Origin of the sequence: Pseudomonas sp. PDM31 (assembly GCF_019218965.1) — a bacterium.
Taxonomy (GTDB): Bacteria; Pseudomonadota; Gammaproteobacteria; order Pseudomonadales; family Pseudomonadaceae; genus Aquipseudomonas.
This window is the reverse complement of record NZ_JAHUWS010000006.1, coordinates 248,372-260,632: the sequence shown is the minus strand read 5'-3', so window position 1 is coordinate 260,632 and position 12,261 is coordinate 248,372. Positions and strand designations below refer to the sequence as shown.

The window sequence follows — 12,261 nt, the reverse complement described above, 5'->3', positions numbered from 1 at the left end:
AGGGTGACTGCTAACTGACGGCGCTGTCAGTTTCGTTTGCCTTGGCTGTCTCAGAAGCGATGCAGGCCTTAAGGCAGATCGCCAACAAGCCGGCTCCTACAGGGGCGCGGTCATCCTTAATTGGCTACCCGGACGCCGGCCATGCTCCCGCTCAATTCATACGCCGCCAGCTCCGCCTGATGCGCCGCCAACAACTCCGGCAAAGACCCACGCAGGTACTCGACCCAGGTCTTGATCTTCGCATCCAGGTACTGCCGCGACGGGTAGATCGCATACAGATTCAGTTCCTGCGAACGATAGTTGGGCATGACCCGCACCAGCGTGCCATTGCGCAAGCCGTCGATCGCTGCATACAACGGCAAAACACCGACGCCCATGCCGCTGGTGATCGCGGTTTTCATTGCATCGGCGGAGTTCACCAGGAACGGCGAGCTGTTGATGGTGACCATTTCCTGGCCGTCAGGGCCGTCGAAGGCCCATTTTTCCAGGGGGAGGACCGGGCTTACCAGACGCAGGCAGGCATGGTTGAGCAGGTCACTGGGTTTGTGTGCGCAGCCATTGGCTTTGACGTAAGCCGGTGAGGCGCAAACGATACTGTAGGTGATACCCAGGCGCTGGGACACGAAGCCCGAGTCCGGCAGTTCGCTGGCAAGGACGATGGACACGTCGTAGCCCTCGTCGAGCAGGTCCGGGACGCGGTTGGCCAGGGTCAGGTCGAAGGTCACGTCCGGGTGGGTCTTGCGGTAGCGGGCTATGGCGTCGATCACGAAGTGCTGGCCGATGCCGGTCATGGTGTGCACCTTCAACTGACCGGCGGGGCGGGCGTGGGCGTCGCTGGCCTCGGCTTCGGCCTCTTCGACATAGGCCAGGATCTGCTCGCAGCGCAGCAAGTAGCGCTTGCCGGCTTCGGTCAAAGCGATGCGCCGGGTGGTGCGGTTGAGCAGGCGGGTTTGCAGGTGGGCTTCCAGGTTGGAGACCGCGCGCGAGACGTTAGCCGTGGTGGTGTCCAGTTGCACGGCGGCAGCGGTAAAGCTACCGGCCTCGGCCACGTAACTGAAGGCGCGCATGTTTTGCAAAGTGTCCATGGGGAGCTCTCGGATGCGATGGCAAATTGTGACACGAAGTTTCAGAGGGGGTGACCCCCTACAAAGGGATTATCTCGCTAACGGTAACAAAGATTCACAGGAATCCCAGCTTATCGCCATTCAGGCCGCCCAATAGAATTGCGCAACTTGGCAACTGGGGCTCGACCGCCGCATAACCTGTGGGAGCGGGCTTGCTCGCGAAGAGGGCATCATATTCAACACGGATGTTGACTGACAGACCGCCTTCGCGAGCAAGCCCGCTCCCACAAAGGCGGATCTCCGGTTTCCAGAAAATCTCATGGCTCCCCTCTATCTTCAGGAAATCGCAGCAGTGCCGCGTCGCATCAGCAGAGCGCTTGAACCGCTCATTGTTTTGGCTTTAACCCTGGCAATCAGCGGCTGCATCGGAACCGGAGGTATTGCCCCACAAGGCAAGGCGCTGGAGGCCAGTTCACTGGCCACCGACGAAGCCATCCAGAGCGCCGCCCAGGATGCGCATTGGCCCACCGCACAATGGTGGCAGGCCTATGGCGATCCGCAACTGAGCCACTGGATCGAGCTCGCCGTGCAGGGCAGTCCGACCCTGGCCATGGCCGCCGCGCGGGTACGTCAGGCCAGGGCAATGGCCGGTATCGCCGAGGCTGCCGAGTCGCTGCAGATCAATGGCGAGTCCACCCTCAAGCGCCACAACTGGCCCACCGATCAGTTCTACGGGCCGGGCGAGTTGGCCAATTCCACCACCTGGGACAACAACGCCGCCCTGGGCTTGAGCTATGCCCTGGATCTCTGGGGCCGCGAAAGCAATGCCAGCGAGCGTGCCGTGGACATGGCGCATATGACGGTCGCCGAAGCACGCCAGGCCCGGCTCGAACTGCAGAACAATATCGTACGAGTGTACATCGAACTGTCATTGCATTACGCGCAGCGGGACATCGTCCAGGCAACACAGCAGCAGCAACAGCAAATCCTTGAGCTGGCGCAGCAGCGCCTGAGCGGCGGCATCGGCACGCATTTCGAAGTCAGCCAGGCCCGCACGCCGCTGCCGGAAAGTCATCGCCAGCTTGATGCCCTGGACGAGGAAATCGCCCTGAGCCGCAATCAGCTCGCCGCCCTGGCAGGTTTCGGCCCGGGGCAGGCCGCGCAGTTGCAGCGCCCGATGCTGTCGCTGGATGCGCCATTGAAACTGCCGTCGTCGCTGCCGGCGCAACTGCTCGGCCAGCGTCCGGACGTGGTCGCCAGCCGTTGGCAAGTGGCGGCGCAAGCGCGGGGCATTGAAGTCGCCCATGCCGGTTTTTATCCCAACGTCGATCTGGTCGGCAGTCTCGGCTACATGGCCACCGGCGGCGGGGCGCTGGAGTTCCTCACCGGCAAGAAACTCAACTACAGCGTCGGCCCGGCGATCTCCCTGCCGATCTTCGACGGCGGGCGGTTGCGCGCCGAACTGGGGGAAGCCTCGGCCGGATATGACATTGCCGTAGCGCGATACAACCAGACCCTGGTCAATGCGCTGAAGAATATCTCCGACCAGTTGATCCGCCGCGAATCCATGGACAAGCAGCAAGCCTTCGCCGCCGAATCGGTGGCCGCTGCGCAGAAGACCTGTGACATCGCGTTGATCGCCTGGCAGCGCGGGCTCACCGATTACCTCAACGTGCTCAACGCCCAGACCCTGCTGTTCAAGCAGCAACAAGTCCAGCAGCAGGTTCAGGCTGCGCGGTTGAGTGCCCATGCCGAACTGGTGACGGCGCTCGGCGGTGGCTTGGGAGCAGGCAACGATGTACCGAACGACAGCCAGACCCAAGCACCGAAAACCCCGGCTCTACTTAAGAGCGTCGTGAATTGAACGCAAAACCTGTGGGAGCGGGCTTGCTCGCGAAGAGGGTGTGTCAGTTGACGGTTATGTTATCTGACACCCCGCTTTCGCGAGCAAGCCCGCTCCCAAAAGGACCGAGTTCTCGCCGCAAGATTTTTGACCTTTGAGCAGAATTTGATGACTCCCTTGCCCGCACCTTTGCGCTGGCTGTATTCCCTGGAATGGCGCCGGGGCTTCTTCGACTGGGCACGCAGCGATGGCGTGACCTGGGTCTACATCTTCAAAGTGCTGTTCGCCGCGTTCCTGACCCTGTGGCTGGCCATGCGCCTGGAGTTGCCGCAGCCGCGCACGGCGATGATCACCGTGTTCATCGTCATGCAGCCACAAAGCGGGCAAGTGTTCGCCAAGAGCTTCTATCGTTTTCTCGGCACCCTGGCCGGGTCGGCGGTGATGGTGGCGCTGATTGCCTTGTTCGCGCAGAACACCGAACTGTTTCTTGGCGCGCTGGCGATCTGGGTCGGTATCTGTTCAGCCGGTGCCGCCCGTTGTCGCAACTTTCGCGCCTATGGTTTCGTGCTCGCCGGCTACACCGCGGCGATGGTTGGTTTGCCCGCCCTGGCGCACCCGGATGGCGCATTCATGGCGGCGGTCTGGCGGGTATTGGAGATCTCCCTGGGCATACTTTGCTCGACACTGGTCAGCGCGGCGATCCTGCCGCAGACCGCCAGTGCGGCGATGCGCAACGCCTTGTACCAACGCTTCGGCGTGTTTGCCCTGTTCGTCACCGACGGCTTGCGCGGGCGCAGTCAGCGCGAGGCTTTCGAGGCCGGCAACGTGCGCTTTATCGCGCAAGCGGTGGGGCTGGAAGGGCTGCGCAGTGTCACCGTATTCGAAGACCCGCACATGCGCCGACGTAACGGCCGGCTCAGTCGGTTGAACAGCGAATTCATGGGCATCACCACGCGCTTCAACGCCCTGCACCAGTTGCTCGAACGCCTGCGCAGCAATGACGTCGACCATGTCGTGGCAGCGATCAAACCCGGCCTGCACGAACTTGCCGAGGTGCTCGACGGCTTTAGCGGCCGCTCCCTGACCACGGCCGATGCAGCCCGTCTGGTCACGGCGTTGACGACCTATAAGGAGAGCTTGCCGGCCCAGGTCCGCAGCCTGCGCACGCTCTTTCAGGAGAGCGGGCCGAGTGACGCCGAGTTGCTGGATTTCCACACGGCCTATGAATTGCTCTATCGCTTCGTCGACGACCTGCACAGTTATGCACAGACCCACGCATCGCTGGCCGAGCACAGTCACGAGCGCGAGCATTGGGACGAACCGTTCACCCCGCAAACCAACTGGCTGGCCGCTGCGGCGTCGGGGATTCGCGCCGCGTTCATCCTGTTAGTGCTGGGCAGCTATTGGGTGGCTACCGCCTGGCCAAGCGGGGCCACCATGACCCTGATTGCTGCTGCCACAGTGGGCCTTTCCGCCGCCACGCCGAACCCGAAACGCATGGCATTCCAGATGGCCTGCGGGACGTTTCTGGGAGCGCTGATCGGCTTTTTCCAGATGTTTTTCATCTACCCATGGATCGACGGTTTTCCATTGCTCTGCGTAATGCTCGCACCGGTGATCGTACTCGGCTCGTTCCTCACCTCGCGGCCGCAATATGCCGGCGTCGGCCTTGGGTTGCTGATCTTCTTCAGCACCGGTTCGGTTCCGGACAACCTGACCGTCTACAACCCCTACACCTTCATCAACGACTACATTGCCATGGTCTTGGGCATGCTGGTGTGCGCGGCGGCGGGGGCAATCATTCTGCCGCCCAACAGCCGCTGGTTGTGGCGACGGCTGGAACAGGATCTGCGCGGCCAGGTGGTGTATGCCATCAGCGGCAAACTCAAGGGCCTGGCGTCGAGATTCGAAAGCCGCACCCGCGATCTCCTGCATCAGGCCTACGGCCTCGCGGCGGGGCAGCCGCAAGTCCAGCGCGACTTGTTGCGCTGGATGTTCGTGGTGCTGGAGGTCGGCCACGCGATCATCGAATTACGCAAAGAGCAGGCGATCCTGCCGGTGCATCCGGCGTATACCGAAACCCAGCCATGGCGCCAGGCGATCCGTGTCATGGGCCGTGCGCTGGTGCGGCTGTTTCTGCAACCCAACAGCAGCAACCTTGAACGCGCACTGGTTGCCGTCGACCACGCAATCAGTCGCGTGCAGGCCACCGATGAACCCTTCGCCCCGCACTTCGATACCTCGGCGTTGCGGCGGGTGAAGAGCTATCTGCACTTCATCCGCACCTCGTTGCTCGACCCGCAATCGCCGCTCGCCGGCTTCTCCAACGCCAACGCCAACGCCATCGCCACTGCCAAGCCCCAAGGACTTGCACATGCCTCGTGAAATCGCCTTCCACGGCGTGTACATGCCGACCATGACCCTGATGTTCTTCATCGCGGCAGCGCTTGCCTGGGCGCTGGACCGGTTCCTGTCCGGATTCGATCTGTACCGTTTTTTCTGGCACCCGGCGTTGCTGCGCCTGAGCCTGTTCACCTGTCTGTTCGGCGCCATGGCGCTGACTGTTTACCGTTGACTCTCTATCACTGAGAATGCCCCGATGAAAAAGTTTTTCAGCCTGCTCGCGACCCTGCTGGTGCTGGCCCTTGCGCTGTGGATCGGCCGCACCCTGTGGGAGCACTACATGAACACGCCGTGGACCCGCGACGGCCGTGTGCGCGCCGATATCATCAACGTCGCCGCCGACGTCACCGGCGAAGTGGTGGACGTGCCGGTGCGCGACAACCAACTGGTGAAGAAGGGCGATCTGCTGATGCAGATCGACCCCGAGCACTATCGGCTGGCGGTGAAACAGGCCAAGTCGCTGGTTGCCTCACGCAAGGCAACCTGGGAGATGCGCAAGGTCAACGCCCATCGCCGTGCCGATATGGACAACCTGGTAATCTCCCGGGAAAACCGCGACGACGCCGGCAACCTCGCGGACGCGGCCCAGGCCGATTACCAGCAGGCCCAGGCGCAGCTGGAAGCCGCCGAACTCAACCTCAAACGCACCGAAGTGCGTGCCGCGGTGGATGGCTACGTGACCAACCTCAACGTGCATCGCGGTGACTACGCGCGCATCGGCGAAGCGAAGATGGCTGTGGTCGACATGAATTCGTTCTGGGTCTATGGCTTCTTCGAAGAAACCAAACTGCCCCATGTGCGTGTGGGTGATAAAGCCGACATGCAACTGATGAGCGGCGAAGTGCTCAAGGGCCATGTGGAAAGCATCTCACGCGGCATCTACGATCGCGATAACCCGGAAAGTCGCGAGTTGATCGCCGACGTTAACCCGACGTTCAACTGGGTGCGCCTGGCACAGCGGGTGCCGGTACGGATACACATTGATGAAGTGCCGCAGGGGGTGCTGCTGGCGGCGGGGATTACTTGTACGGTGGTGGTCAAGTCTGCGGCCGGTGACTGACCCCGAAGGCAAATGACACAGTGACCAGGGGGCCTGCCTGTGGCCAAGCGGTTTGCCTGTGGCGAGGGGGCTTGCCACAGAAACCCCGCCAAGCCACAGCGTTTGCGTCAGCCTTGGCAAAACGTCTCGTGCAAGTGCCGCCAGACCACCTTGCCATCCGCCTGTTTCTCGAACACCACGGTCGAGCGGCGATCCGAATGCTGACCGGTCGCGTCGGTTTGCTGCTCGCGATAACTCAGGGTCGCTCCGCCTTCGTGCAAGGCAATACCGCAAAACTCGCTGAGCTCGATGCGAAAGCCCAGCTTCTTTCCGCCAGCCTGGGTGAACAATTCGTTCAGCGCGTCGAAATCCAGCACCCTGCCCAATGGCGATACCATGGAAAATTGTGGTGAGAAGCGTGCCAGCAGTTGTTCGAGTTCCGACGCATCACGCTCCTCGGCCAGCCATTGTTCGATGGCTACGTGAGCCTGGATCACTTCGTCGAAGTATTGGGTGTAGTCGGTCATTTTGTTTCCTGAAATTCTGATGGTGTCTGTTCTGGTGTCATCGCGAGCAGGCTCCCACAGTGATTGATGTTGAACACAAAACTTGTGTACGACATCAATCACTGTGGGAGCGGGCTTGCCCGCGAAGGTGTCGACCCGGTCTCAGAGCTGCCCGCGCAAGCCGAACCGCTTCATCAATCCCCATTCCAGCAAGCCCTTGGGCACCAGCGCGGCCAGTAGCGGCAACGCCCGGCTACCATTGCCCAGGCGCACCAGCCGAGGCGGCTTGCTCTGCTGTACCGCCTTTAACAGGCCAGCCGCAAACTCACTGGCCGGAGTCGGGTTGTCCTGCGAAGCCCGGGCCCGCGCACGAATGCCTTCGCGCAACGGGAACCAGGGCGATTGTTCGCTGATCAGTTGCTCGGCTTCATGTCCGGCATTGCTGGCAAAACTGGAGGCGATGGCACCGGGCTGGACTTCCATCACGCGGATACCGAACGGCGCCAGCTCCATGCGCAAGGCATCGCTCAAGGCATGCACAGCGGCTTTCGACGCGCAGTAGGCACCGGCGAACGGCGTGACCAGAATGCCCGACACGCTGCCGATATTCACCACCAGCCCTTTGGCCCGGCGCAGCACCGGGAACAGTGCGCGAGTCACGCCGACGATAGCGAACACATTGGTTTCGAACTGGCGCTGCATGGCCTGCACGCCGCCGTCCAGCAATGGGCCCATGGCGCCGTAGCCAGCGTTGTTGATCAGCACATCAAGGCCACCGTGTAGCTGGTTGATTCGTTCTCGCAATGCTTCAAGTGCCGGGCCGTCGTTGACGTCCAACTGCACTGCGGTAAATCCTGCGCCAACCAGAGTTACAACATCTTCAGTCCTGCGCGCAGTGGCCCAGACCTCATAGCCAGCAGTCTTGAACACATCGGCCAGGGCGCGGCCGATGCCGCTGGAACATCCGGTAATCAACGCAACGGGCATGGCGCGGTCCTTGTGCAGCGAAAAGAAGAGGCGATCAGTCGGAGAAACTACCTTGCAAACGCTCGGCGCGAAACTCCAGGGTTTGCGGGCGGTAGCCGGGCCGCAGTGGCGGTATTGGTAAACAGTCTTCCCAACTCGCCCCGGCCTGCAGTTCACCGGGACCACGATAGCGTGGTGCGCTGTATTGATTGTCGGCGAGGTTGACCGTATCACCCGGTGCGTAGGCAGCAACGCGCCAACGCAGTTCGGTCAGCGGTACGTCGTTGCCGTTGTTCATTTTCAGTTGCAGGGGGCGATCCGCCGGACATTGATCCGGCGCGTAGGCGATGCGCAACTCCAGGCGGGCCAATTGCTTGCCTTCACGGTTGTCCAGCCAGATCACCCAGGTGGCCACCAGCCCCAGACCCACCACAGCCGCAAGCGAAACCGGCAGGGCCTTGGCTGGATAGCGCAGCAACAGGACCAACCAGGTAATGACCAGCAGGACACCGATGAACATCACAAAAAAACCTCGGGCAGGGAATGGTCATCCTACCCAAGCGCGGAGGAGATTGACTATGAGAGTTTTGAGCGGATGAATGACAATTTTTGATTTTTATCAGTCTCGATCCCGGCGCAGGATTGGCTCAAACGACTTCACGTGGTGAGCCCTGACGTCTACTTCAGACTTTGCCTTCTGAAAAATATAAAAAAATTAATTGTGATTTATCATGAAGTTATTCAGTTCTTTGGTTTGTGTTTTTTGTTTTTTGTTTTCAACAGTAGTTAAAGCAGATTCGGTGTCTGCCCTAATCAACGCTTATGCGGCCTCACGCGAACTGCCAATTATTGATGCAGCTAGAGAATTTGTTTATGCGAATTCAGACCATGGCGACGGACTATGGTACCAAACTTATGGCAATGACAATGCGTACGTATTGGAAAGTTTGTACCGTACCGCCAGTGGTGACACGACGGCTACGCGACCTCAGTTACTTTGTGGCAATCGCGCAGAGGCGATGCAAGCGATACTTGGAGATCTAGGCATCCGCTCTAGAACGATCTACGTATTTTCCAAGTACTCCGGTGCCTTGATGGGGCATGTTTATCTTGAGGTGATGAATCCGACCACGGGCTCATGGGAGATTCAGGATCCTGATTACAACGTTGCTTATGAGTACGAAGACGGCCGGCGCCTCGGGGCTGCTGCTTTGATTGCGGGAGCTGATTTTTCCAGGATATATCCGATCAACGCTACTTCCAGAGGCTGGGGAGCAGGTGATGTCAAGAATCTATTGGATGGCCAGTTCTATGATGTAGCCTTCAGTCCAACTGAAGGAATGCTTTATTACAACAAACAGGCGTCTGATACAGGGCTTGTTGCCAGTGTCGAGGCTTATATTCTAGAGAGCCATAGCGAAGTTGATTACATTCCTGCGCAGCTAGGGCAATACATGATGCGCCTTGCGGTAATAGGTATTTAATGTATGACAACATATTATCATGTAAGTCGCTTGAGTCTGAATGCGGGAAAGATAGTTCAGCCCGGCGGGCTTGGAATCTGGCTCAGGGAATCCTGTTCTACTGGCCCTCGTGGCGATGAAGGTAACCTCGCCAAACTTTCCAGGGAACTGATCTTCGAAAGCTTCCGGATGCAGTGCTTTGCAGCTAAACCCTCCCGTCTTGATGCAAATTTTCTGTTTGAAGATTTACAGGTGGCTCAAAAATATGGCGAATATTTAATTCCAGACGGCATCATCTACGAGGTATTCCTTGTTGATGATGCGGCGAAAATTCACCGTGGTGACTTTGGTTTGTTCCTGCCCCATGATCTGCAATATCAGTGTTCCTTCGTTAATTTCAATGAACAACTGGCGGTTAAATATTGGGGGCGTCCCGGGACGCAAGGTGATATTGAATATGTGGAGGTCCTGACAGAAAGCACAGTCTGCATCGTTCGGCAGGTACAGCGTGTCAACTGCCCGGCCCCACGTGTCCCTTCGAACACGGGGACTGCGGTCCATTCATGAGTCCGTAAAAAAGCCCCCGCCCAGCCCACTGCGGATAGGGGACGCAGTGGGCTGAACGAGGGCTTCTTGTTTTGCCGGGTGTTACTGCGCGATGGTCTTCACCGAAACCCCACGCTCGATTGGCGTCGAGCGCCCGTAGATATCTTCAAACCGCTCGATATCGTCCTCACCCAGATAGCTGCCCGACTGCACTTCAATGATCTCCAGCGGGATCTTCCCCGGATTGCGCAAACGGTGCACCGAAGCAATCGGGATGTAAGTCGACTGGTTCTCGGTCAGCAGGAACACGTTTTCATCGCAGGTCACTTCAGCCGTGCCGCTGACCACGATCCAGTGCTCGGCGCGATGGTGGTGCATCTGCAGGGACAGGCACGCGCCCGGCTTGACCGAGATGTGCTTGACCTGGAAGCGCCCGCCCATGTCCACCGAGTCATACGAACCCCACGGACGATAGACTTCGCAGTGGTTCTGGGTTTCGCTGCGGCCCCGTTCATTGAGGGTGTTGACCATCTGTTTGACGCCTTGGACCTTGTCCTTGTGGGCGATCATCATGGCGTCCTTGGTTTCGACGACCACGATGTTTTCCAGGCCGATCACCGACACCAGCTTGCCGTTGCCATGGATCATGCAGTTCTTGCTGTCCTGGATCACCACGTCGCCCTTGGTGACGTTGCCGTTGGCGTCTTTGGCATTCACCTCCCACAGCGACGACCAGCAACCGACATCGCTCCAGCCCGCGGTCAGCGGTACGACGCAGGCGCGTTGGGTTTTTTCCATGACCGAGTAGTCGATGGAGTTGTCCGGGCAGCACGCGAAGGTGGCTTCGTCGAGGGTGATGCTGTCGGCGTCCTGCGGGCTGCGTTCCAGGGTCAGCAGGCAGGTGTCGTAGATGTCCGGATCGTGCTTTTTCAGCTCTTCGAGGAAGCGGCTGGCGCGGAACAGGAACATGCCGCTGTTCCAGAAGTAACCGCCGGACTGGACGAACTCGGTAGCGCGTTTCACGTCGGGCTTTTCGACGAAGTGCGAGACGCGGCTGACGCCTTCCGGCAGCAGCGAATCGTTGGTCGACTTGATGTAGCCGTAGCCGGTTTCCGGTTTGGTGGCCGGTACGCCGAACAACACCATTTCGCCGTTTTCCGCAGCGACGGTGGCCAGTGCCAGGGCGCGCTGCAGGGCTTTCTGGTCTTCCAGCACGTGGTCGGCTGGCAGCACCAGCATCAACTCGTCACGTCCTTCGCTGACCAGCATCATCGCAGTCAAGGCCACGGCCGGCGCGGTGTTGCGACCGAACGGTTCCATCAGGATGCGCTGGGTTTCCAGTTTGCGCGCGGCCAACTGCTCGCTGACGATGAAACGGTGGTCCTTGTTGCAGACCACGATGGGGCTATCCATGCCTTCGAACACCAAGCGCTCCAGAGTCTGCTGGAACAGGGTGTGTTCGCCGGTCAGGGCGAGGAACTGTTTAGGGAACTGCTTACGGGAAAGCGGCCAAAGACGTGAGCCACTACCACCTGACAAGATCACCGGAATCATATTGTTTACTCCATAAAATCGATTGGTTAGAGCTACGAACGCTGTGTCGTTTCACTCTTGTTCTTGTTTCGTGTCCGGACTGACACCTCGGTCCAGGTGGGAGCGGGCTTGCTCGCGAAAGCGGTGGGTCAGTCAACATCATCGTTGAATGTGAATCCGTATTCGCGAGCAAGCCCGCTCCCACAAGGAGATCGGGGTCAAACCGGGAAATTTGTTAGCGCGTCGATACCGGGCGTTTTACCCAGACCGGCGACAGGCTGCTGCCGTTGCCGGTGACGTACAGCACGGCGGCTTCACCACGTTCCAGGGCGACGGGTTTCACGTCGCCGACTTTGGTGGCGCCGTCATAGAGCGCCAGGCTGACTTTCACCGGGTTGATTTCACGTTCGCCGCGACCCTTGGGCGCAACGTTCGGCACCACGTCGGTCTTGCCATCGGCGGTTTTCAGGGTCAGCGCCTTGTCACTCAGGTTTTGCACGCGTACCAGGGACTTCTGCTTGTTCTTGAACGGCGGCTCTTCGATCAATTGCGGTGCGCCGCTAGCGTTGTTGACCAGGGTGTAATAGTGGTCGCCGGCCAGTTTCACCGGCAGGCTCTGGCTACCGACCTTGGCGCTGTAGTCGCCGCCCGGCATGAAGCTGAAGTCGCTGCTGGACAGTGGCGCGACGTCGCTCAGGTTGGTGCTGCCGACAGTGGCGCTGACTTCGGCGTTGCTGGCGTTGTAGATGCGCACGAAGGTCGAGCCTTTCGGTGCGGTCGGGCCGTACAGCGCCGAGTCACCAGCGGCGAAAGCCTGGACTGACAGCACGCTGAGGCCAGCGACCAGAGCAATGCGTTTTGCGAGACGACGAGGAGTTGTAGTGAAAGTCATGGTGTA

General features: G+C 59.7%; 12 protein-coding genes. 6 read left to right on the top strand and 6 right to left on the bottom strand.

Translation table 11 applies throughout. The annotated features are described in order from the left end of the window. Window positions 1-116 precede the first annotated feature (116 nt). On the bottom strand, window positions 117-1,085 hold the full coding sequence (locus KW839_RS14335; RefSeq protein WP_060539494.1) for a LysR family transcriptional regulator: 969 nt from the start codon (window positions 1,083-1,085) through the stop codon (window positions 117-119). 331 nt (window positions 1,086-1,416) lie between these two features. Here KW839_RS14335 and KW839_RS14330 point away from each other — a divergent pair, with 331 nt between their 5' ends. The 4 genes from KW839_RS14330 to KW839_RS14315 all read left to right on the top strand — a co-directional run bounded on the left by KW839_RS14330 (window position 1,417) and on the right by KW839_RS14315 (window position 6,370). After that, window positions 1,417-2,928 carry an efflux transporter outer membrane subunit gene (locus KW839_RS14330; protein ID WP_218424729.1) on the top strand — a complete coding sequence of 504 codons (1,512 nt, stop codon included), beginning with the start codon at window positions 1,417-1,419 and terminating at the stop codon, window positions 2,926-2,928. A gap of 147 nt (window positions 2,929-3,075) precedes the next feature. After that, a complete protein-coding gene (locus tag KW839_RS14325; protein WP_218424691.1) occupies window positions 3,076-5,292 on the top strand; it encodes an FUSC family protein in 2,217 nt (738 codons plus the stop codon). Continuing rightward, window positions 5,282-5,482, top strand: coding sequence for a DUF1656 domain-containing protein (locus tag KW839_RS14320; protein WP_015096751.1), 201 nt, complete (start codon window positions 5,282-5,284; stop codon window positions 5,480-5,482). Before KW839_RS14325 ends, KW839_RS14320 begins: the two co-directional genes overlap by 11 nt. 24 nt (window positions 5,483-5,506) lie before the next feature. Next, window positions 5,507-6,370, top strand: coding sequence for an HlyD family secretion protein (locus tag KW839_RS14315; protein WP_218424690.1), 864 nt, complete (start codon window positions 5,507-5,509; stop codon window positions 6,368-6,370). A gap of 107 nt (window positions 6,371-6,477) precedes the next feature. Here the strand turns inward: KW839_RS14315 and KW839_RS14310 are convergent, their stop codons facing one another. The 3 genes from KW839_RS14310 to KW839_RS14300 all read right to left on the bottom strand — a co-directional run bounded on the left by KW839_RS14310 (window position 6,478) and on the right by KW839_RS14300 (window position 8,341). Continuing rightward, window positions 6,478-6,876 carry a DUF4440 domain-containing protein gene (locus KW839_RS14310; protein ID WP_060539497.1) on the bottom strand — a complete coding sequence of 133 codons (399 nt, stop codon included), beginning with the start codon at window positions 6,874-6,876 and terminating at the stop codon, window positions 6,478-6,480. Window positions 6,877-7,017: 141 nt separating this feature from the next. Beyond that, complete coding sequence (locus KW839_RS14305) at window positions 7,018-7,842, bottom strand: SDR family oxidoreductase (RefSeq protein ID WP_218424689.1); 825 nt, start codon at window positions 7,840-7,842, stop codon at window positions 7,018-7,020. A 34-nt stretch (window positions 7,843-7,876) separates the two neighbouring features. Continuing rightward, window positions 7,877-8,341 (bottom strand): multidrug transporter, encoded by a 465-nt coding sequence (locus KW839_RS14300; protein ID WP_218424688.1) that lies wholly within the window; start codon window positions 8,339-8,341, stop codon window positions 7,877-7,879. A gap of 211 nt (window positions 8,342-8,552) precedes the next feature. On the opposite strand from KW839_RS14300, the gene KW839_RS14295 reads away from it, so the two are divergent. Together KW839_RS14295 and KW839_RS14290 are read left to right on the top strand one after the other, a co-directional pair. Beyond that, the gene (locus tag KW839_RS14295; protein WP_218424687.1) at window positions 8,553-9,305 is read left to right on the top strand and encodes a hypothetical protein; all 753 of its coding nucleotides are present in this window, start codon (window positions 8,553-8,555) and stop codon (window positions 9,303-9,305) included. Between the two features lie 3 nt (window positions 9,306-9,308). Next, entirely contained in the window at window positions 9,309-9,851 is a 543-nt protein-coding gene (locus KW839_RS14290) for a hypothetical protein (protein ID WP_218424686.1), read from the top strand. Between the two features lie 81 nt (window positions 9,852-9,932). Here KW839_RS14290 and KW839_RS14285 read toward each other — a convergent pair whose 3' ends face one another. Then, the gene (locus tag KW839_RS14285; RefSeq protein WP_218424685.1) at window positions 9,933-11,384 is read right to left on the bottom strand and encodes a mannose-1-phosphate guanylyltransferase/mannose-6-phosphate isomerase; all 1,452 of its coding nucleotides are present in this window, start codon (window positions 11,382-11,384) and stop codon (window positions 9,933-9,935) included. A gap of 214 nt (window positions 11,385-11,598) precedes the next feature. Next, the gene (locus KW839_RS14280) at window positions 11,599-12,255 is read right to left on the bottom strand and encodes an alginate O-acetyltransferase AlgF (RefSeq protein ID WP_060539501.1); all 657 of its coding nucleotides are present in this window, start codon (window positions 12,253-12,255) and stop codon (window positions 11,599-11,601) included. Window positions 12,256-12,261: the final 6 nt, after the last annotated feature.